The 20,213-nt window shown below is 66.2% G+C and carries 20 protein-coding genes; 4 read left to right on the top strand and 16 right to left on the bottom strand.

What is annotated here, in order from left to right; genetic code table 11:
* Positions 1-18: 18 nt before the first annotated feature.
* Positions 19-609 (top strand): LON peptidase substrate-binding domain-containing protein, encoded by a 591-nt coding sequence (locus IB274_RS09750; protein ID WP_192431744.1) that lies wholly within the window; start codon positions 19-21, stop codon positions 607-609.
* A 116-nt stretch (positions 610-725) separates the two neighbouring features.
* Here IB274_RS09750 and prpF read toward each other — a convergent pair whose 3' ends face one another.
* The 5 genes from prpF to IB274_RS09725 all read right to left on the bottom strand — a co-directional run bounded on the left by prpF (position 726) and on the right by IB274_RS09725 (position 7,645).
* Complete coding sequence (gene prpF, locus IB274_RS09745) at positions 726-1,913, bottom strand: 2-methylaconitate cis-trans isomerase PrpF (RefSeq protein ID WP_192431743.1); 1,188 nt, start codon at positions 1,911-1,913, stop codon at positions 726-728.
* A 134-nt stretch (positions 1,914-2,047) separates the two neighbouring features.
* Positions 2,048-4,657: a Fe/S-dependent 2-methylisocitrate dehydratase AcnD gene (gene acnD / locus IB274_RS09740; RefSeq protein ID WP_192431802.1), complete on the bottom strand. Its 2,610-nt coding sequence runs from the start codon at positions 4,655-4,657 to the stop codon at positions 2,048-2,050.
* 14 nt (positions 4,658-4,671) lie between these two features.
* A complete protein-coding gene (prpC, locus tag IB274_RS09735; RefSeq protein ID WP_192431742.1) occupies positions 4,672-5,832 on the bottom strand; it encodes a 2-methylcitrate synthase in 1,161 nt (386 codons plus the stop codon).
* Between the two features lie 206 nt (positions 5,833-6,038).
* Positions 6,039-6,926 carry a methylisocitrate lyase gene (prpB, locus tag IB274_RS09730; protein WP_192431741.1) on the bottom strand — a complete coding sequence of 296 codons (888 nt, stop codon included), beginning with the start codon at positions 6,924-6,926 and terminating at the stop codon, positions 6,039-6,041.
* Entirely contained in the window at positions 6,923-7,645 is a 723-nt protein-coding gene (locus IB274_RS09725; protein WP_081517269.1) for a GntR family transcriptional regulator, read from the bottom strand. The genes prpB and IB274_RS09725 overlap by 4 nt, the downstream gene beginning before the upstream one ends.
* Before the next feature lie 204 nt (positions 7,646-7,849).
* Here IB274_RS09725 and IB274_RS09720 point away from each other — a divergent pair, with 204 nt between their 5' ends.
* Both IB274_RS09720 and IB274_RS09715 read left to right on the top strand, forming a co-directional pair.
* Positions 7,850-8,272, top strand: a complete 423-nt coding sequence (locus IB274_RS09720) for a hypothetical protein (protein WP_192431740.1) — start codon at positions 7,850-7,852, stop codon at positions 8,270-8,272.
* On the top strand, positions 8,253-8,870 hold the full coding sequence (locus tag IB274_RS09715) for a class I SAM-dependent methyltransferase (RefSeq protein ID WP_138520239.1): 618 nt from the start codon (positions 8,253-8,255) through the stop codon (positions 8,868-8,870). Before IB274_RS09720 ends, IB274_RS09715 begins: the two co-directional genes overlap by 20 nt.
* Here IB274_RS09715 and IB274_RS09710 read toward each other — a convergent pair.
* From IB274_RS09710 to IB274_RS09700, 3 genes are all read right to left on the bottom strand, one after another.
* The gene (locus IB274_RS09710; protein WP_192431739.1) at positions 8,849-9,106 is read right to left on the bottom strand and encodes a hypothetical protein; all 258 of its coding nucleotides are present in this window, start codon (positions 9,104-9,106) and stop codon (positions 8,849-8,851) included. The genes IB274_RS09715 and IB274_RS09710 overlap by 22 nt on opposite strands.
* A 124-nt stretch (positions 9,107-9,230) precedes the next feature.
* A complete protein-coding gene (locus IB274_RS09705) occupies positions 9,231-9,473 on the bottom strand; it encodes a hypothetical protein (protein ID WP_138520241.1) in 243 nt (80 codons plus the stop codon).
* Positions 9,474-9,593: 120 nt separating this feature from the next.
* On the bottom strand, positions 9,594-10,487 hold the full coding sequence (locus IB274_RS09700; RefSeq protein ID WP_138520242.1) for an NAD(P)H-binding protein: 894 nt from the start codon (positions 10,485-10,487) through the stop codon (positions 9,594-9,596).
* A gap of 168 nt (positions 10,488-10,655) precedes the next feature.
* Here IB274_RS09700 and IB274_RS09695 point away from each other — a divergent pair, with 168 nt between their 5' ends.
* The gene (locus IB274_RS09695) at positions 10,656-11,621 is read left to right on the top strand and encodes an AraC family transcriptional regulator (RefSeq protein WP_192431738.1); all 966 of its coding nucleotides are present in this window, start codon (positions 10,656-10,658) and stop codon (positions 11,619-11,621) included.
* Positions 11,622-11,727: 106 nt separating this feature from the next.
* Here IB274_RS09695 and IB274_RS09690 read toward each other — a convergent pair whose 3' ends face one another.
* The 8 genes from IB274_RS09690 to IB274_RS09655 form a co-directional block, all read right to left on the bottom strand.
* Positions 11,728-12,177, bottom strand: coding sequence for a hypothetical protein (locus tag IB274_RS09690; RefSeq protein WP_192431737.1), 450 nt, complete (start codon positions 12,175-12,177; stop codon positions 11,728-11,730).
* 114 nt (positions 12,178-12,291) lie between these two features.
* Complete coding sequence (locus IB274_RS09685; protein WP_192431736.1) at positions 12,292-12,831, bottom strand: SMI1/KNR4 family protein; 540 nt, start codon at positions 12,829-12,831, stop codon at positions 12,292-12,294.
* 47 nt (positions 12,832-12,878) lie between these two features.
* A complete protein-coding gene (locus IB274_RS09680) occupies positions 12,879-14,204 on the bottom strand; it encodes a sigma-54-dependent transcriptional regulator (protein WP_192431735.1) in 1,326 nt (441 codons plus the stop codon).
* On the bottom strand, positions 14,201-16,093 hold the full coding sequence (locus tag IB274_RS09675) for a sensor histidine kinase (protein ID WP_192431801.1): 1,893 nt from the start codon (positions 16,091-16,093) through the stop codon (positions 14,201-14,203). Before IB274_RS09675 ends, IB274_RS09680 begins: the two co-directional genes overlap by 4 nt.
* Positions 16,094-16,173: 80 nt before the next feature.
* The gene (gene ggt / locus IB274_RS09670; RefSeq protein ID WP_192431734.1) at positions 16,174-17,847 is read right to left on the bottom strand and encodes a gamma-glutamyltransferase; all 1,674 of its coding nucleotides are present in this window, start codon (positions 17,845-17,847) and stop codon (positions 16,174-16,176) included.
* Positions 17,848-17,930: 83 nt separating this feature from the next.
* A complete protein-coding gene (locus tag IB274_RS09665; protein WP_192431733.1) occupies positions 17,931-18,665 on the bottom strand; it encodes an amino acid ABC transporter ATP-binding protein in 735 nt (244 codons plus the stop codon).
* Positions 18,662-19,330, bottom strand: coding sequence for an amino acid ABC transporter permease (locus IB274_RS09660; RefSeq protein ID WP_192431732.1), 669 nt, complete (start codon positions 19,328-19,330; stop codon positions 18,662-18,664). The genes IB274_RS09665 and IB274_RS09660 overlap by 4 nt, the downstream gene beginning before the upstream one ends.
* Entirely contained in the window at positions 19,327-20,073 is a 747-nt protein-coding gene (locus IB274_RS09655) for an amino acid ABC transporter permease (RefSeq protein ID WP_138520249.1), read from the bottom strand. Before IB274_RS09655 ends, IB274_RS09660 begins: the two co-directional genes overlap by 4 nt.
* Positions 20,074-20,213: the final 140 nt, after the last annotated feature.

Here is a 20,213-nt window from a genome sequence, read left to right as displayed (position 1 = left end):
CGAATCGACGGAGTGTCCATGAGTTTCCCGCTGTTCCCCCTCAACACCGTGCTGTTTCCCGGCTGCCGCCTCGACCTGCAGATCTTCGAGGCGCGTTACCTGGACATGATCGGCCGTTGCATGAAGCAGAACGGCGGATTCGGCGTGGTGGCCATCGTCGAGGGTGAGGAGGTCGGCGATGCGCCGGAGCGTTACAGCCTGGTCGGCTGCGAAGCGCATATCCGTGACTGGCAGCAACGCCCCAACGGCCTGCTGGGCATCCGTGTCGAAGGTGGGCGGCGCTTCCGCGTGCTCTCCGCCAACGTGCAGACGGACCAGTTGACGGTGGCCGAAGTGGAGTGGCTGGACGAGCAACCCGATCAGCCGCTGACCAAGGAGCACGACGACCTTGCCGCGCTGCTCGAGGCGCTGTCCATGCACCCGATGGTTTCCGCGCTGGAGATGGGCGGGGAGGTCAACGGCCAGCAGGCACTGGCCTGCCAGATCGCCTACCTGCTGCCCTTCGAGCGCGACCAGAAGCAGGTGCTGCTGGAGATGGACGACCCCACCGTGCGCCTGGCGCGCATCCAGGTACTGCTGGAGCAGTTGCAGGGCGACTTCGTTGCCTGACACGTCGGCTCACCCTGCACTCCGCTCCTACAGGGATACATCGGCGCGCCGATTGGTCCGCAGAAGCACAAGGCCCGCGAATGCGGGCCTTGTGCTTTTACGGGCAGAGCGAGCGCTTAGAACGAATCGCCCGGCACCCGAACCCAGCCTTCCATGAGGATGCGCGAGCTGCGGCTCATGATGGCCTTGGTCACGGTCCATTCGCCGTTCACCTGTTTCGCCTCGGCGCCTACGCGCAGGGTGCCGGAGGGGTGGCCGAAGCGCACCGCGCTACGCTCGCCACCGCCGGCGGCAAGGTTCACCAGGGTGCCGGGGATGGCAGCGGCGGTGCCGATGGCCACGGCGGCGGTGCCCATCATGGCGTGGTGCAGCTTGCCCATGGACAGCGCGCGTACCAGCAGGTCGACGTCGCCGGCTTTCACCTGCTTGCCGCTGGAGGTCACGTAGTCCTTGGCCGGCGCGACGAAGGCGATCTTCGGCGTGTGCTGGCGGGTCGCGGCTTCTTCCGGGGTCTTGATCAGGCCCATGCGCAGGGCGCCGGCGATGCGGAATTTCTCGAAGCGCGCCAGTTGCTCGGGGTCGCCATTGATCGCTTCGCGCAGCTCGGCGCCGGTGTAGCCGATGTCCTGGGCGTTGACGAAGATGGTCGGGATGCCGGCGGTGATCATGGTCGCCTTGAAGGTGCCGATGCCGGGGACTTCCAGGTCGTCCACCAGGTTGCCGGTGGGGAACATGGCGCCGCCGTCTTCACCGTCGTCGGACGGGTCGAGGAACTCCAGCACGATCTCGGCGGCGGGGAAGGTCACGCCGTCCAGTTCGAAGTCGCCGGTTTCCTGCACCTGGCCGTTGGTGACCGGCACGTGGGCAATGATGGTCTTCTGGATATTGGCCTGCCAGATACGCACCACGCAGGTGCCGTTGTCCGGGATGCGCGACGGATCGACGAGACCTGCGTGGATGGCGAAGGAGCCGGCGGCGGTGGAGAGGTTGCCGCAGTTGCCGCTCCAGTCGACGAAGGCCTTGTCGATGGAAATCTGCCCGTAGAGGTAGTCGACGTCGTGGTCCGGCTGGGTGCTTTTCGACAGGATCACGCACTTGCTTGTGCTGGAGGTCGCGCCGCCCATGCCGTCGATGTGCGCGCTGTACGGATCGGGGCTGCCGATCACGCGCATGAACAGCTTGTCGCGCGCTTCGCCCGGCACCTGGCAGCGCTCGGGCAGGTCCTGCAGGCGGAAGAACACGCCCTTGCTGGTGCCGCCGCGGATGTAGGTGGCGGGGATCTTCACTTGGGGTACGTGGGGCATGGGGTACGTCCTGACAGATCAGTTGTAGGAGCGGGCCATGCCCGCGACATCCCCGCGCGGAGGCCGATCGCGGGCATGGCCCGCTCCTACAGGGTTCGATCCGACACGCCGAGAGGCGTGCCGGAGCCGTTACGTCACGCCACGGACGACTCGAGGAAGTCCTTGGCGAAGCGCTGCAGCACGCCGCCGGCGTTGTACACCTTCACTTCGGCGGCGGTGTCCAGGCGGCAGGTGACCGGGACTTCGACCACTTCACCGTTGCGGCGATTGACCACCAGGGTCAGGTCGCAGCGCGGCGAGATGTCGCCCTTGATGTCGTAGGTCTCGGTGCCGTCCAGGCCCAGGGTCAGGCGGGTGGTGCCCGGCTTGAACTCCACCGGCAGCACGCCCATGCCCACCAGGTTGGTGCGGTGGATGCGCTCGAAGCCTTCGGCCACGATCACTTCCACGCCCGCCAGGCGAACGCCCTTGGCCGCCCAGTCGCGGGACGAGCCCTGGCCGTAGTCGGCGCCGGCGACGATGATCAGGTTCTGCTTGCGGTTCATGTAGGTTTCGATGGCTTCCCACATGCGCATCACCTTGCCTTCCGGCTCGACGCGGGCCAGCGAGCCCTTCTTCACTTCCCCGTTGACCACGGCCATTTCGTTGACCAGCTGCGGGTTGGCGAAGGTGGCGCGCTGGGCGGTCAGGTGGTCGCCGCGGTGGGTGGCATAGGAGTTGAAGTCCTCCTCCGGCAGGCCCATTTTCGCCAGGTATTCGCCGGCTGCGCTGTCCAGCAGGATAGCGTTGGACGGAGACAGGTGATCGGTGGTGATGTTGTCCGGCAGGATCGCCAGCGGACGCATGCCCTTGAGCGTGCGCTCGCCCGCCAGCGCGCCTTCCCAGTACGGTGGGCGACGGATGTAGGTGGACATCGGGCGCCAGTCGTACAGCGGGCTTTCCGCTTCCTGCACGCTGCCCAGGTCGAACATCGGGATGTAGACCTGCTTGAACTGCTCGGGCTTCACGCTTGCCGCGACGATGGCGTCGATCTCTTCGTCAGACGGCCAGAGGTCCTTCAGGGTGATGGGGTTGCCTTGACTGTCGGTGCCCAGCGGGTCCTGCTCGATGTCGAAGCGCACGGTGCCGGCGATGGCGTAGGCGACCACCAGCGGCGGCGAGGCGAGGAAGGCCTGCTTGGCGTAGGGGTGGATACGCCCGTCGAAGTTGCGGTTGCCCGAAAGCACGGCGGTGGCGTACAGGTCGCGGTCGATGATCTCTTTCTGGATCACCGGGTCCAGCGCGCCGGACATGCCGTTACAGGTAGTGCAGGCATAGGCGACGATGCCGAAGCCGAGCTTCTCCAGCTCCGGCAGCAGGCCGGCTTCCTCCAGGTACAGCTTGGCGACCTTCGAACCCGGCGCGAAGGAAGTCTTCACCCACGGCTTGCGGATCATGCCCAGCGCGTTGGCCTTCTTCGCCACCAGGCCGGCGGCGATGACGTTGCGCGGGTTGGAGGTGTTGGTGCAGCTGGTGATGGCGGCGATGATCACCGCGCCGTCGGGCATCAGGCCCTGGGCTTCTTCACCCTTGCCTTCCTGTAGCTTGGCTTCGTCGGCGATGCCGCGCTCGGCCAGTGCCGACGTCGGCAGGCGACGGTGCGGGTTGGACGGGCCGGCCATGTTGCGCACGACGCCGCCCAGGTCGAACTCCAGCACGCGCTCGTACTCGGCGGTTTCCAGGGCGGTGCTCCACAGGCCGAGGGTCTTGGCGTAGTTCTCCACCAGCTCCACCTGCTCGGGCTCGCGGCCGGTGAGCTTGAGGTAGTCGATGGTCTGGCCGTCGATGTAGAACATCGAGGCGGTGGCGCCGTATTCCGGGCACATGTTGGAGATGGTCGCGCGGTCGCCGATGGACAGGCTGTCCGCCCCCTCGCCGAAGAACTCGACGTAGGCGCCGACCACGCGCTCCTTGCGCAGGAACTCGGTGATCGCCAGGACGATGTCGGTGGCGGTGATGCCCGGCTTGCGCTTGCCGGTGAGCTTCACGCCGACGATGTCGGGCAGGCGCATCATCGACGGGTGGCCGAGCATCACGGTCTCGGCTTCGAGGCCGCCGACACCGATGGCGATCACGCCCAGGGCGTCCACGTGCGGGGTGTGCGAGTCGGTGCCGACACAGGTGTCGGGGAACGCGATGCCGCCGCGCGCCTGGATCACCGGGCTCATTTTCTCCAGGTTGATCTGGTGCATGATGCCGTTGCCGGCCGGGATCACGTCGACGTTCTTGAACGCGGTTTTCGTCCAGTCGATGAAGTGGAAGCGATCCTCGTTGCGGCGATCCTCGATGGCGCGGTTCTTCTCGAACGCATCCGGGTCGAAACCGGCGGCTTCCACGGCCAGCGAGTGGTCGACGATCAGCTGGGTCGGCACCACCGGGTTGACCTTGGACGGGTCGCCGCCTTGCTCGGCGATGGCGTCACGCAGGCCGGCGAGGTCGACCAGCGCGGTCTGGCCGAGGATGTCGTGGCAGACCACGCGCGCCGGGTACCAAGGGAAGTCGAGGTCGCGCTTGCGGTAGACCAGTTGCTCAAGCGAGGCGGTCAGGTCCGCCGGCTCGCAACGGCGCACCAGCTGTTCGGCCAGCACTCGGGAGGTGTAGGGGAGCTTGTCCCAGGCGCCGGCCTGGATCGCCTCGACCGCCTCGCGGGCGTCGAAGTAATCCAGCGCGGTGCCGGGCAGGCGCTTGCGGAATTGGCTGTTCACGGTGGCGTTCATAGTTATTTACGGTCCTTGAGCGGCACGAACTTCAGGTCTTCAGGGCCTGTGTAGTTGGCGCTCGGGCGGATGATCTTGCCGTCGATGCGTTGCTCGATGACGTGGGCGGACCAGCCAGCGGTGCGGGCGATGACGAACAGCGGGGTGAACATCGCGGTGGGCACGCCCATCATGTGGTAGCTCACGGCGCTGAACCAATCGAGGTTGGGGAACATCTTCTTGATTTCCCACATCACGCTTTCCAGGCGCTCGGCGATGTCATACATCTTGGTGTTGGACTGCTCGTTCGACAGCTGGTGAGCGACTTCCTTGATCACCTTGTTGCGCGGGTCGGACACGGTGTAGACCGGGTGGCCGAAACCGATCACGACTTCCTTCCTCTCGACGCGGGCGCGGATGTCAGCCTCGGCTTCGTCCGGATTGTCGTAGCGCTTCTGGATCTCGAAGGCCACCTCGTTGGCGCCGCCGTGTTTCGGGCCGCGCAGCGCGCCGATGGCGCCGGCAACGCAGGAGTAGATGTCCGAACCGGTGCCGGCGATCACGCGGGAGGTGAAGGTCGAGGCGTTGAATTCGTGCTCGGCGTACAGGTTCAGCGAGGTGTGCATGGCGCGCACCCAGGACTCGCGCGGCTTCTGACCGTGCAGCAGGTGCAGGAAGTGGCCGCCGATGGAGTCGTCGTCGGTCTCGACGTCGATGCGCTTGCCGTTGTGGCTGAAGTGATACCAGTAGAGCAGCGCGGAGCCCAGGGAAGCCATCAGCTTGTCGGCGATGTCGCGGGCGCCAGGATGGTTGTGGTCATCCTTCTCCGGCGACAGGCAGCCGAGCACCGACACGGCGGTGCGCATCACGTCCATCGGGTGGGCCGACGGTGGCAGGGTTTCCAGGGCGGTCTTCACACCGGCCGGCAGGCCGCGCAGGGCTTTCAGCTTGGCCTTGTAGCCGGCCAGCTCGGCGACGTTGGGCAGCTTGCCGTGGACCAGCAGGTGGGCGATTTCCTCGAAGTCGCAGCGGTTGGCGAAATCCAGCACGTCATAGCCACGGTAGTGCAGGTCGTTGCCGGTACGGCCGACGGTGCACAGGGCGGTGTTGCCAGCGGCGGTGCCACTCAGGGCCACGGACTTCTTCGGCTTGAAGCCGGTGGTGGTTTCTGCGGTAGCGCTCATCGCGTGTCTCCTCATCAAATCCGGTTGCTTGTTCTTGTTCCGCCAGCGGAGGCCGTGCGGTCGGTTCGAATCTGGTTGGCTGACCCCCGCGCGGGAGGTCGGCCCTGGCGTAGGGCGAATAACGCGAAGCGTTATCCGCCGTCACAGCCAATGGTGGATAACGCCTGGGGCGTTATGCACCCTACGGTTCTTTCGGGCTCGTTCGCTTACTTCTTGCCGGCGGCGAACAGCGCGTCGAGTTTCTGCTCGAAGGCGTGGTAGCCGATGCGGTCATACAGCTCGGCACGGGTTTGCATCAGCTCGATCACATTCTGCTGGTGACCTTCCTCGCGGATCGCGGTGTACACGGCTTCAGCGGCCTTGTTGGCGGCGCGGAAGGCGGACAGCGGGTACAGCTGGATGGCCACGCCGACCGAGGCCAGCTCGTCGCGGGTGAACAGCGGGGTGGCGCCGAACTCGGTGATGTTGGCCAGGATCGGCACGTTCAGCGCATCGACGAAGCGCTTGTAGGTCGGCAGGTCGTAGGCGGCTTCGGCGAAGATCGCATCGGCGCCGGCCTCGACGTAGCGCTGGCAGCGCTCGATGGCGGCGTCCACGCCTTCGGCCTGGATGGCGTCGGTGCGGGCGATCAGGAAGAAGTTCGGGTCGGTCTTGGCATTGGCGGCCGACTTCACGCGATCGACCATCTCCTGGGTGGAGACGATTTCCTTGCCCGGACGGTGGCCGCAACGCTTGGCGCCGACCTGGTCTTCGATGTGGGCAGCGGCGGCACCGGCCTTGATCAGGCTCTTCACGGTGCGCTCGATGTTGAAAGCGCTGGGGCCGAAGCCGGTGTCGATGTCCACCAGCAGCGGCAGGTCGCAGACGTCGGTGATGCGGCGCACGTCGGTGAGCACGTCATCCAGGGTATTGATGCCCAGGTCCGGCAGGCCGAGGGAACCCGCCGCCACGCCGCCACCGGAGAGGTAGATGGCCTTGAAGCCGGCGCGCTTGGCCAGCAGGGCGTGGTTGGCGTTGATCGCGCCGATCACCTGCAGCGGCTTTTCTTCGGCGAGGGCATCACGGAAACGTTGGCCGGCGGTCTTGTAGCTCATTGTTCACCTCGTTCGTTGGCGGTCTTGGCTTGGGCGTCCAGGTAGTGACGCTCCATATTGCGTTTCGAGGCGCCGATGTGACGGCGCATCAGCAACTCGGCCAGCTCGCCGTCACGATCGGCGATGGCATCGAGAATCCGGTGGTGCTCGGAGAAGGCCTGGCGCGGGCGGTTGGGCGTCGCCGAGAACTGCAGGCGGTACATGCGCACGAGCTGGTACAGCTCGCCGCAGAGCATGCGGGTGAGGGTGCGGTTGCCGCTGCCCTGGATGATCCGGTAGTGGAAGTCGTAGTCGCCTTCCTGCTGGTAGTAGCCACGGCCGGCCTGGAAGGCTTCGTCGCGCTCGTGGGTGTCGAGCACCCGACGCAGCTCGTCGATCTCGGCCTGGCTCATGCGCTCGGCGGCCAGGCGGCAGGCCATGCCTTCGAGGGATTCGCGGATCTCATAGAGCTCCAGCAGCTCCTCGTGGCTGAGCGAAACGACCCGCGCCCCGACGTGCGGTACGCGCACCAGCAGCTTCTGGCCTTCCAGGCGATGGATCGCCTCGCGCAGCGGGCCCCGGCTGATGCCGTAGGTGCGCGCCAGCTCCGGCTCGGAAATCTTGCTGCCGGGGGCGATCTCGCCCTTGACGATGGCCGACTGGATCTTGCGGAACACGTGTTCCGACAGGGTCTCGCCGTCGTCGCTGGCGGGGGTGGGCAGAATCAGGCTATCGCTCATGGTGTCGACAATCTTCTTGGTGTGCGGCGAAAGCTACCCCCGGAAACCCTCTGGGTCAATCAAGTTCTGATGAATTGTCGACAATCGTCTAATGGTCCGGTTTTCTTATACCGGGCTGCGACGCACTCCGGGGAGCAGGGCCGCAGACGTGAGAAGATGCCCGCCAGAACGATCAGGGAGTTTGCCGTGCGAGGAAGGGAGCGGATGAAACGAATGCTGGCCAGCGTGGTGGGATTTCTCCTGCTGGGCTGGGGACAAGGGCTGTGGGCCTTGCATCCGTATCGGGAGAACCTGACGGCAGACGTACAGTCGATCGGTCTGTGGCGAGAAATGACGCCGCTGCTGCTGTTCTGGGCGCTGTGGGTCGCGCTGGCGGCCTGGCCGAATCGAGCAGCGGCTTGCTGGCAAGTGGCGCTTTCGTCGGGAGTTGCCCTGCTGGGCTGGTTCTGGGTGGATCTTTGCCTCTATGACAGCCGGGTGGCGAGCTGGAGCACCTATTCCCTTGCCGAGCTGGCGGCGGAGGTGGCCCAGGTCTGTGGTTGGCCGCTGCTGCTCGCCGTTCTGGCCTATGGTGGAGGCTGGGCCCTGGTGGCCCGGAGGAAGATCGATGATCCGAAGCTGGTATGACCGTCATGCGTTGCCCCGGCTGATCGACTTCGCCTGCGGCATGGGTGATGTGATGAAGCAGCGCTCGCTGCTGGTGCCCCGCGCGCGCGGCCGCGTGCTGGAGATCGGCATGGGCACCGGCCTGAACCTGTCGTTCTACGATCCGGCGAAAGTGTCGACAATCGTCGGAGTCGACCCGGCGGCGCAGATGCAGAAGCTCGCCCGCAGCCGTGCCGAGGCGATTGGCATCCCGGTGGACATGGTGGCGCTGGAGCTGGGGCAGATCCGTGCCGACGCCGGCAGTTTCGACAGCATCGTCTGCACTTTCACCTTGTGCAGCATCCCCGATGCGGTGGCGGCGCTGAAGGAAATGCGCCGGGTACTCAAGCCCGGGGGCGAGCTCCTCTTCTGCGAGCATGGCCTGGCGCCGGATGCCGGCGTGCGGGCCTGGCAACACCGGCTGACCCCGGTATGGAAGCCGCTGGCCGGCGGCTGCCACCTGGACCGGGACATGCCGGCGCTGATCGAATCCGGCGGCTTCCAATTGCGCGAACTGATCCAGGACTACCTGCCCGGTCCGCGGCCGATGACCTACGTCTACCGTGGCATGGCCGACTGACGAGCGGGCAGGCGGTCGAGCACCTCGATGCTGAGGATGTAGGTGCTACGCACGTAGATGTCCTCTGGGCGTTCGAGCAGTCCCATGTCGGACTGGCAGTCATTCATGCGCACCACGAAAGGTGCGGCGCCGTCGCACAACGCCGAGTAGTCCCCACGGCTGATCCAACCCTGGAGCACAGAGGACTCGCGGTTGTGCGCGCGAACCACGACTTCGACCTTGAGATGTTCGTTCATTGCCACGTCGCTCGACGGAAGGTGAGTAGAGGTGGCAAACCTTAACGTCCGTCCCGTGTGGCCTCTGTCAGGTTCCTCTGATTGGCCTGTGGGACTATCCCCCCAAGTGTCCGACCCTCGTACTTCAGGCCACCCGCTCGGCCGGGGTGACATTGAGGATATGCGTGCCGCTGAGGAACAGGTCCTGCACCGGGCCGGTGGGGCAGTGGCGGCTCTGGCAATCGCCCAGGCGCACCTCGAAGGGAGTGCGGCCGTCGCGCAAGGCAAGGTAATCCTCGCGACTGATGCGGCCGTGGAGAATGCGTTGGGGGCGGTAGGGAGACCAGGTCTCCACATCGACCCAGAGACTGTCGGGAGCGTGGTTCATGGCGGTGGTCCGGCCGTTGGTAAAGGGGCGAGTACTCTAGACAGCGGACCAGCGCCAAATTCATCAGGACCCTCTGAGATATTTGTAGGAAATTATGTTGGCCTGACTGGCGGTGCCGTCCTAAGGCAAAGCGCGGTAGGCCTTGGCCCAGTCCTGGGCGAAGTCCTCGAAGGGAGTCGCCGTGGTATTGGCCGGTGAGCGCGCCTCCTGCGCCCGAACCCGTCCGCTGCTGATCGCCTCGCCCAGTTCGGCGTAACACGCGGCGACGCTGGCGGAGCAGCCCGCGTCCCGCAGCGCGCCCTCCAGTTCCTGCGGCGATACCGGCACGTAGGGCAGGTCCGGTCGGCCGATGGCTGCACCCAGCAGCCGGGTGGCCTGGGCATAGCTGATGTCGCGCTGGCCGAGCACTTCGCGGATTACCACGCCCTGCCAGTCGTGCTCCAGCAGGGCACGGCTGGCGGCGTCGGCAACATCCCGGGTGGCGACCATCGGCACCGGCACATCCGGCGCCACCGCGTCGCTGTAGCAGTCATAGGCGCGGACAATCTCCAGCGCGCCATAGAGGTTTTCGAACAGCGCGCCGGAACGCAGCATCAGCACGTCCATCTCCGGCGGCAACTGGCGCAAGCGCTGCTCATGGTCGTGCATGCTGATGATCGGTCCGGTGCCGGATGGCACCTCGGCGCCCACGCTGCTCAGGAAAACCACCCGGCGCACGCCGCTGTCGCGGATCGCGGTGAGAATCGCCTCGCCCTGGGCGGCCTGCTGTTCGCGGTAGTCCTCGGTGTCCGGGCCGTAGGCGAGCAGGGTGTAGACCGCTTCCGAGCCGCGGAACGCCTCGGTGAGAAACGCGGCGTCGTGCGATTCGCCCACGGCGATCCGCGCGCCGGCGGCAGCCAGCGATGCAAGGCGCTCGGCATTGCGGCCCAGGGCACAGACGGCCACGCCGGCCTCCAGCAGGGTCTGGCAGATTCTCGAACCGGTGCGGCCGGTGGCTCCCATTACAGTGATCATGGCGGTGTCCTCGCTGCTGGCCGTCCCGCGGCGCCCGCCGTGGGTTCGTTGGCCTGGGTTCAGTCTCCTGTCAGATCGCTGGACGGTTAATGCCTGGGAGTCGCCGGTTCATGCTCTTTCGTCCAGAAGTGCTGGACGTCGCCAGACGGCCGGACCAGTCTCAAGGCCATGAACGCTCCTACCGCCATTCCGGACCTGACCGACGCCTGGGCCTCCACCGATCCCCTGGGGGAGGCGCTGCATTTCCTGCGCATGAGCGGCACCTTCTATTGCCGCTCCGAGTTCAGCGCGCCCTGGGGGCTGGACCTGCCGGCTATGCCGCAGTGCCTGATGTTCCATGTGCTGACCGTCGGCGAGTGCTGGCTGGAAGCCGAGGGCGACGAGCCGCGCAGGCTGGCGCCAGGCGACCTGGTGCTGGTGCCCCATGGTGAGGGCCACCGGCTGGTGAGCGCGCCGGGCGAGACGGCGGCCAGCTTGTTCGACCTGCCACGCGCCTACGCCAGCGACCGCTACGAAGTGCTGCGTCAGGGCGGCGGCGGGGAGCCGACGGCGATGATCTGCGGCGCCGTGCGCTTCGACCATCCCGCCGCGCTGCAACTGGTGCGCCTGCTGCCGCGCGTGCTGGAGGCGCAGGTGCGCGACCCCGGTCAGCGCGATTGGCTGATGAGCACCCTGCAACTGATGGAGAACGAAGCGCGGGCCATGCGCCCCGGCGGCGAAACGGTGATCACCCGGCTGGCCGACATCCTGGTGATCCAGGCCATCCGCGCCTGGATCGAGCAGGACCCGGCCGCCCAGACCGGCTGGCTCGGCGCCCTGCAGGATCGCCAGTTGGGTCGCGCGTTGAGCCTGATCCACCGCGACCCGGCGCGTGACTGGAACCTCGCGTCGCTAGCCGGCGTGGCGGCGATGTCGCGCTCCGCCTTCGCTGCGCGCTTCGCCGAAAAGGTCGGCATGCCAGCGATGCATTACGTCACCCGCTGGCGCATGCACGTGGCGCTGAGCTGGCTGCAGGAGCGGGAGATTGCCGTGGCGGACCTGGCGGAGCGGCTGGGCTATAAGTCGGAGGCGGCGTTCAGCCGGGCGTTCAAGCGGTTTATTGGCGTATCGCCCGGTAGCGTGCGGCGCAGCTAGGTTGTGCTGAGCCCCCTAGGGCGCATAACGCGTCAGCGTTATCCGCCTCGAGGCTTCGGCGGATAACTTGTTCCAGATCTCCGTTTCTGCCGGCGGCAGGAAGGGGTCAGAGCTGGATGTCGTCGCGGATCAACACGCAGGTGCAGCCGTCGTCGTCTTCTCGCCAGTCGTGGAGGAAGTACATCTGGATCTTGCCGCCGTCCATCACCGCCAGGTAGTCGCCCACTTCGGGGACGAAGAAGCCCGAGCTGCCCGGTTGGGCTTCGCATTCGATGCGGACGCTGAAGAACAGCGCCGGGTCGGCGTCGTCGAAGAAGTCCTCGCGCTCGGCGGCGTCCCACTCGACGGGGGCTTCGAAAGGGCCGAGGAACAGCACCTTGGCATCGCCCATGTCCAGTTCTTCGGCGTCCGGGTCGTTGTCGTCCGGGCGGTAGACGGTCGCGTCGAGCGCGCTGCTGTCGGCGAGGATGGCCTGACGTGCGGCCATGCGCTGCTGCGGGTCGACGCCGGCGTCGGCGCAGAGCTGGTTCCAGAGGGTTTCGGCTTGGGTGGACATGATGGCTCCCGCTCGTGCGGCCGGTTCAAAGGCCGATAGTGTCCGGGACGGCGGGGCAGAGATCAACGCCCAGCGTCAGCCCGACCGAGGCCGCGCTGACGTATCATGATTCGCTCAGCGCGCGCTGATGCGGGCGCGCATCTGTTCCATGCGTTCGATCAGGCTGTCGACTTCCTGCTTGAGCAGGTCGAGGAAATCGCTCTGCTCGCAGCTTTCCACTTCGTAGCCGTCGTACAGCGTCAGGCTGCCATCGGCGCGGAAGCCGTAGTAACGCGGATCGCTCTCGACCTTGAGCACCGGCGCGAAGTCTTCGATGCCCTGGCTACGGATTTCGGCCAGCTGCACGCTCAGGCTCAGCCACTCGGGGATGTCCTCGGCTAGCCCGAACACCAGCAGGCCGCGCCAGAAGGTCCAGGCCGGGCCGACGTCGAAGGCCTTGGCGGCCGGCCAGGACTCTTCCCGTGCGGTGATATACAGGCCGCCGAGCTTGGAGAGCGTCAGCAGGCGGAAGACTTCCGGGAGGGCGAAGCCCAGGTCCGCTTCATAGCGCTCCAGGGCGGCGGCCTCGGCTTTGCCGGCCACCACCTCGAAGTATTCGATCTCGATGGGTTCGAGGATCTTCCAGAGGTCTTGCAGCAGGGCTTCTTCAGTCATGGCCAATCCTTTTCCGAGTGACTGTCAGTTGTATGCGGGGCCCGTCGTTACAGGCCGTACTTCTTCACCTTGTCGAACAGCGTGGTCTTGGCCATGCCCAGGGCGTGCGCGGCCTGGCTGAGGTTACCGGCGTGGCGCTCCAGGGCAGTGGACAGCAGGCTCTTCTCGAAGGCTTCCACGGCCTCGGCGAAGCGCGGTTCTCCGGCTTCCGGGCCGAGGTTGCCGCCGGCCAGCACCGGCAGGCCGAGGGCGAAGCGTTCGGCGACGTTGCGCAGTTCGCGCACGTTGCCCGGCCAGTCGTGGGCCATCAGGGTGGCGGCGGTGGCGTTGTCGATGGCCGGAGCCGGCCGGTCGAAGCGCAGTGAGGACTGCTGCAGGAAATGCTCGAAGAGCATCAGGATGTCTTCGCGGCGTTCGCGCAGCGGCGGCAGGTTCAGGGTGATGACGTTGAGGCGGTAGTAGAGGTCGCTGCGGAAGCTGCCTTCGCGGCCCATGGCGGCGAGGTCGGATTTGGTCGCGGCAATCACCCGGCAGTCCACGCGGATCAGTTCGTTGGAGCCCAGGCGTTCCAGCTGCTGTTCCTGCAGCACGCGCAGCAGTTTGATCTGCAGGTTCAGCGGCATGCTCTCGATCTCGTCGAGGAACAGGCTGCCGCCGTCGGCGTGCTCGATCTTGCCGATCCGGCGCTTGCCGGCGCCAGTGAAGGCGTGGGCTTCATGGCCGAAGATTTCGCTGTCGATCAGGCTTTCCGGCAGGCCGCCGCAGTTGAGCGCGACGAAGGGCTTGGGCTGGCGCCGGCTGGAGTCGTGCAGGCAGCGCGCGACCAGTTCCTTGCCGGTGCCGGTCTCGCCTTCGATGAGCACGTTGGCGGAGGTGTCGGCGACGTTGGCGATCAGTTCGCGCAGCGCCTGCATGGCCGGCGAGCGGCCGATCAGGCGGCTTTCTAGGGCCTGCTTGCCGGCGAGCTGGCGGCGCAGCTGGCTGACTTCACGGGTCAGCGCGCGCTGGGCGAGTGCACGGCGCGCGGTGTCCACCAGCTTCTCGGGCGAGAAGGGTTTCTCCATGAAGTCGTAGGCGCCGTCGCGCATGGCCTTTACCGCCATGGCGATATCGCCGTGGCCGGTGATCAGCACCACCGGCAGGCTAGGGTCGAGCGCCTTGAGTTTCTCCAGCAGTTGCAGGCCGTCCATGCCGGGCATGCGGATGTCGCTGACGACGATGCCGGGGAAGTCGGCACCGATCTTCTTCAGCGCTTCCTCGGCGCTGCCTACGCTGTCGGTCTCGATGTCTTCCAGGGCCAGCGCCTGCTGGCAGCCGAGGCGCACGTGGGGGTCGTCCTCGACGATCAGGACGCGCAGGGATGGGGCGCTCATGCGGGGGTCTCCATGGCGGGCAGCAGCGGCAGGTGCAGCTCGAAGGCGGTGCCGCCGGCCTCCGGGTAGGCCACGCCGAGGCTGCCGCCGGCGGCGGTGGCGAGGCTGGCCGAAAGGGTCAGGCCCAGGCCCAGGCCGAGTTCGCCGGGCTTGGTGGTGAAGAAGGGTTCGAACAGGTGCTGGCGCTGATCCTGCGGGATGCCGGGGCCGTTGTCGCGGACCACCAGGCGGTAGTGGCCGTCGCTTTCGATGCGGCCTTCCAGCCACAGGCGACGGTCGTCCTGCGGGCGCATGGCGTCGAGGGCGTTGGCGATCAGGTTGACCAGAATCTGCTCCAGGCGCGTCTGGTCGATGGCCAGCTGTGCGTCGGGGTAGTCGCGGTGCAGGGTCACCGGCACTTCGGCGAGGCGCACCTGGAGCACCATCACGGCGGCGTCCACAGCCTTGCTCAGGGTGGCCTGGCCGTGGTCGTCGGCGCGCCGGGCAAAGGCGCGCAGGCTGGCGGTGATGCGGCCCATGCGGTCGACCATTTCGGCGATGGCTTCGAGGTTGCTGCTGGCGACGTCGAGCTTGCCGCGTTCGAGGAAGCGCACGCTGTTGCTCGACAGGGTGCGCAGCGCCGCCAGCGGCTGGTTGAGTTCGTGGGCGATGCTAGTGGACATCTGCCCGATCACCGCCAGCTTGCCGGCCTGGACCAGCCGGTCCTGGGCCTTGCGCAGGGTGTCTTCGGCCTGTCGGCGTTCGCGGATCTGCTCGCGCAGGTGCTGGTTGCTGGCGCGCAGGTCGGCGGTGCGCTCGGCGATGCGCCGCTCCAGGGCGTTGTTGGCCTGCTCCAGCGCCTCACGGGCGGCGAGTCGGGTGGCGATGACCTTGCGCCGCTCGTTCCAGGCGATCAGCAGGAAGGCGAACAGGGCGAAGCCGACGGCGGCCAGCACGCCGTGCATCAGCGCTTCGCGGCGCAGGTCGGCGAGCGGGGTGAGCAGGGTGAAGTTCCACGGCGTGTCGCTCAAGCTGCGCGTCTGCATCAGGTAGCTGAGCGGCTTGCGGCTGTCGGCGTGCTCGCCCGGCGGGAAGCTGATTTCTTCGACGCCATCGCCCAATGGTTTGCGCGACAGCGGCTGCCATTCGTTGAGCGCCCACCAGTAGTATTGCAGGCTGCGCGCGAGGCGTTCCTTGTCCTGATCGCTGAGCGGGCGCACGGCCTTCAGGCGCAGGGCCGGGTCGCTGGAGAGGATGATGATGCCGTTCTCATCGCTGACGAAGGCTTGCAGGCGTGCCTTTTCCCAGCGTTCTTCGAGGGATTCCATGCGCACCTTGACCACCGCCACGCCGACGATCTTGCCGCCGTGAACGAGGCCGTGGGCGAGGTAGTAACCGGGCTCGCCGGTGGTGCTGCCGATGCCGTAGAAGCGTCCGGGGCGGCCGTTCACCGCTTCCTGGAAATAGGCGCGGAAGGACAGGTCTTCACCCAGGTAACTGTCGGCGTCCTGCCAGTTGCTGGTGGCCAGCACGCGGCCGGAGGTGTCCAGCAGGTACACGGCGCGGCTGCCGGCGCGGCGGTTGAGGCCTTCCAGGTAATGGTTGACGCGGTCGCGGTGCAGCGGCGTCGGGTCCACCAGCAGGCGGCTGACGCTGCCTTCGAGTTCCAGCAGGCTGGGCAGGTAGGTGTAGCGGCTGATCTCGCTTTCCACGCCACGGGCGTGCAGTTCGAGCTGGCGTTCGCCGGTCTCGATCAGGGTGCGGGTGCCGGCGCCTTCGCTGATCAGGTAGCCGCCATAGCCGAAGCCCAGGGTGAGCAGGAGCAGGAGGAAGGGCAACAGGTAGTTGCGCACGAGGCGTGGCTTCACGGTGAGCGGCGGCGGCAGTGGGCTGGAAGCGCATTGCAGCACAGTCGCCGGGGCCGAGCCAGCCCAACGCCGGGGGGCGGCGATGGACTGGCTCGGGTACCACACGGTGCGTCTGCCGGGGCTTAGGGTTTGACCACCATCCCGATGCCGCGGCCGCGCGGATCGGAGGCGGTTTCCAGGGCCTTGCCGTTGACACGGATGGCCTGGATGTCACCCATGTTCCAACCCTGGTCTTCCAGGGTGTAGCCCATGGCTTTGAGCTCGTCGGCAACCTTGCCGTTGAGCGGCGCGTAAGCGTCGTAGTAGATGGTGTCCTTGGGCAGCAGCTGGTGGTGCACACGCTGTGCGGCGACGGCCTTCTCCAGGGGCAGCTTGTAGTCGTAGACGTTGTTCAGCACCTGGAAGATCGAGGTGAAGATCCGCGAGCCGCCGGGGGTGCCCAGCACCAGGCTGACGTGGCCGTCGCGGGTGACGATGCTCGGGCTCATGGAGGAGAGCATGCGCTTGCCCGGCTCGATGGCGTTGGCGTCGCTGCCGACTACGCCGAAGGCGTTGGCCACGCCCGGCTTGGAGCTGAAGTCATCCATCTCGTCGTTGAGCAGGAAGCCGGCGCCCTTGACCACCACGCCGCTGCCGAAGTCCCAGTTGAGGGTGTAGGTGTTGCTGACGGCGTTGCCGTCCTTGTCGACGATGGAGAAGTGCGTGGTCTGGTGCGGTTCGAGACCAGGGCGGACTTTCTCGGTGGCCGAGATGGCGTCCGGGTTCACTTCCTTCGCGCGCTTGGCGATGTACTTCGGGTCGGTCAGCTGGGCCACCGGCACCTTGGAGAACTGCGGGTCGCCCAGGTAGTCAGCGCGGTCGGCGAACACGCGCTTCTCGATTTCCGCGAGCAGGTGGATGTACTTGGCGGAGTTCAGTTCCACGCCCTTGAAGTCGGCGGCGCGCTGTTCCTTGATGCCGATCAGCTGGGCCAGGGCGATACCGCCGGAGCTGGGCAGCGGCGCGGTGTAGAGGGTGTTGCCCTGCCAGTCGATGCGCATCGGCTCGCGCCACTTGGCTTCGTAGCTGGAGAGGTCGTCGGCGCTGATCAGGCCGCCGTCCTGCTTCATCTGCGCGATCAGCAGCTTGGCGGTCTCGCCCTTGTAGAAGTCGTTCGGGCCCTTGTCGGCAATGCGCTCAAGGGTCTTGGCCAGTTCGGGCTGCTTGAAGGTCTCGCCCGGTTTCATGGTGCCGAAATAGTCGCCGAAGTTGGTCTTGCCGTTGAACAGCGCGATGGCATCCTGACGGTACTGGTACTGCTGGTCGGCGACCCGGAAGCCGCTCTGCGCGTAGCCTATGGCCGGGGTCAGCAGTTCGCTCCACTTCAGTTTGCCGAAACGCTTGTGAGCTTCCCACAGGCCCATCACGGTACCCGGTACGCCGGCGGCCTTGGCGCCGACCAGGCTGAGGTTCTCGATCACCTCGCCCTTGTCGTTCAGGTACATTCTCTTGGTCGCGGCTCTGGGGGCGATCTCGCGGTAGTCGAGGAAATAGGGTTTGCCGTCGACGTACAGGGTCATGAAACCGCCGCCGCCGATGTTGCCGGCTTCGGGGTAGGTGACCGCGAGGGTGAAGGCGGTGGCGACCGCGGCGTCGACGGCGTTGCCGCCTTTCTTGAGGATCTCGGCGGCGACTTTCGCGCCGTACTGGTCGGGGGAGGCGACCGCGCCGCCGTCGAGGGTGACGGCGAACACCGAAGAACTCGCCGCGAGGATCGCGACGCCCAGGGGCAGCTTGCTGAAGTGGAACACGCGCATGGGACTTCCTTATTTATTCTTGTACTTGCGGTGAGGTTGAAGGCCCCGGCGAACCGGGGCCTTCGGGTAAAACAACAGCGGGATCAGTGCGGCAGGATCTTGGCGAGGAACTGCTGGGTGCGCTCCGCACGGTTCTGCAGGTCGCCGAAGAATTCTTCCTTCGGGCAGTCCTCGACGATCTGCCCGCGGTCCATGAAGATCACCCGGTCGGCGACCTTGCGCGCGAAGCCCATCTCGTGGGTCACGCACATCATGGTCATGCCTTCGTGGGCGAGCTGGACCATCACGTCGAGCACCTCGTTGACCATCTCCGGGTCGAGCGCCGAGGTCGGTTCGTCGAACAGCATGACGATCGGGTCCATGGCCAGCGCGCGGGCGATCGCCACGCGCTGCTGTTGGCCGCCGGAAAGCTGGCCGGGGTGCTTGTGCGCGTGAGCCTTGAGGCCGACGCGGTCGAGCAGCTTCATGCCCTTGTCCATCGCCTCTTCCTTGCTGCGCCCCAGCACCTTGCGCTGGGCGATGGTGAGGTTCTCGGTGATGGTCAGGTGCGGGAACAGCTCGAAGTGCTGGAACACCATGCCAACGCGCGAGCGCAGTTTCGGCAGGTCGGTCTTCGGGCTGGCGATGGAGGTGCCGTCGACGGTGATATCGCCCTTCTGGAAGGGCTCCAGCGCGTTGACACACTTGATCAGGGTCGACTTGCCCGAACCGGACGGCCCGCAGACCACCACCACTTCACCCTTGGCGACCTTGGTGTTGCAGTCGGTGAGAACCTGGAAGTCGCCGTACCACTTGCTGACGTTATCGATGGAGATCATACGGTTAACCTTTTCTGCAGGCGCTTCACGCCGAAGGACGCGGCGAAGCTGATGACGAAGTAGACGAGACCGGCGAAGATCAGGAATTCATGGGGCTGGCCGATGATGTCGCCCCGCGAGCGGGCGGCGTTGAGGAAGTCCATCAGGCCCACCGAGTAGACCAGCGAGGTGTCCTGGAACAGGATGATGCTCTGCTGCAGCAGCAGCGGGGTCATCTTGCGGAACGCCTGGGGCAGGATGATCAGGCGCATGGACTGGCCGTAGGTCATGCCCAGTGCGTAGGAGGCGCCGATCTGCCCTTTCGGGATGGCCTGGATGCCGGCGCGGACGATCTCGCAGTAGTACGCCGCCTCGAACATCATGAAGGCCACCAGGCACGAGGTGAACGCGCCCACGGGGGTGTCCTGGCCGGTGATCCAGCGCAGGATGAACGGCACCGCGAAATAGAACCAGGTGATCACCAGCAGCAGCGGGATCGAGCGGAAGTAGTTCACGTAGAAGCCGGCGATGTTCGACAGCAGCTTGCTGCTCGACAGCCGCATCAGCGCGAGGATGGTGCCCAGCACCACGCCGCCCAGTACACCGAGCGCCATCAGTTGCAGGGTGGTGAGCATGCCTTCCCAGAGGCCGGGGAGGGCGGGGACGATCTGGCTGAAGTCCATCATTTACCTCCCACGGAGATCAGGCCCGGCACGGCGACTTTCTTCTCGACCATGCGCATGATCAGCATCAGGCTCATGTTCAGGGTGAAGTAGATCGCGGTGGCGAGGGTGAAGGCCTCGAACAGGTTGGCGCTGAATTCGGCGGTCTGCTTGGTCTGCGCCAGCAGCTCCATCAGGCCGATCAGCGAGGCCACCGAGGAGTTCTTGAAGACGTTGAGGAATTCCGAGGTCAGCGGCGGGATGATGATCCGGAAGGCCTGCGGCAACAGCACGTGGCGGTAGATCGACGGCAGGCGGAAGCCCACGGCGCTGGCGGCGGCGAGCTGGCCCTTGGGCAGCGCCTGGATGCCGGTGCGCACCTGTTCGCAGACCCGCGCTGCGGTGAACAGGCCCAGGCACACGACGACGCTGATGAAGGCCGAGGTTTCCGGGGCGATGCCCAGCTTGAACCAGTCCTGGATCGGCTGCGGCAGGTAGTCGGGTACGAAGAAGTACCAGAGGAACAGCTGCACCAGCAGCGGCACGTTGCGGAACAGCTCCACGTAGGCCGTGGCGATGCCCGACAACCAGCGGTTGGGCAGGGTGCGCATCACGCCCAGCAGTGAGCCGAGCGCCAGGGCAATGACCCAGGCCGCGAGCGAGACGGCGATGGTCCAGCCAAGGCCGGTGATGTACCAGTCCAGGTAGCGTTCGTCGCCGATCCCGGTGGACTTGAAGAACACGCCCCAGTCCCAGTTGTAATCCATGACGGGTTTCCCCTCGATTGCTTTGTTCGGTACGGGGCCGGATGCGGGCACAAGGCCGCCCGCCACCCGCGGGTAGCGGGTGTTCCGGCATCGTCATCAGGAAGAAGTGGGCCGGAAGCGCATGGCGTGCGCTTCCGATC

Origin of the sequence: Pseudomonas sp. PDM18 (assembly GCF_014852585.1) — a bacterium.
In the GTDB taxonomy this organism is placed as follows: Bacteria; Pseudomonadota; Gammaproteobacteria; order Pseudomonadales; family Pseudomonadaceae; genus Pseudomonas.
This window is presented reverse-complemented; position numbering and strand designations above follow the sequence as displayed.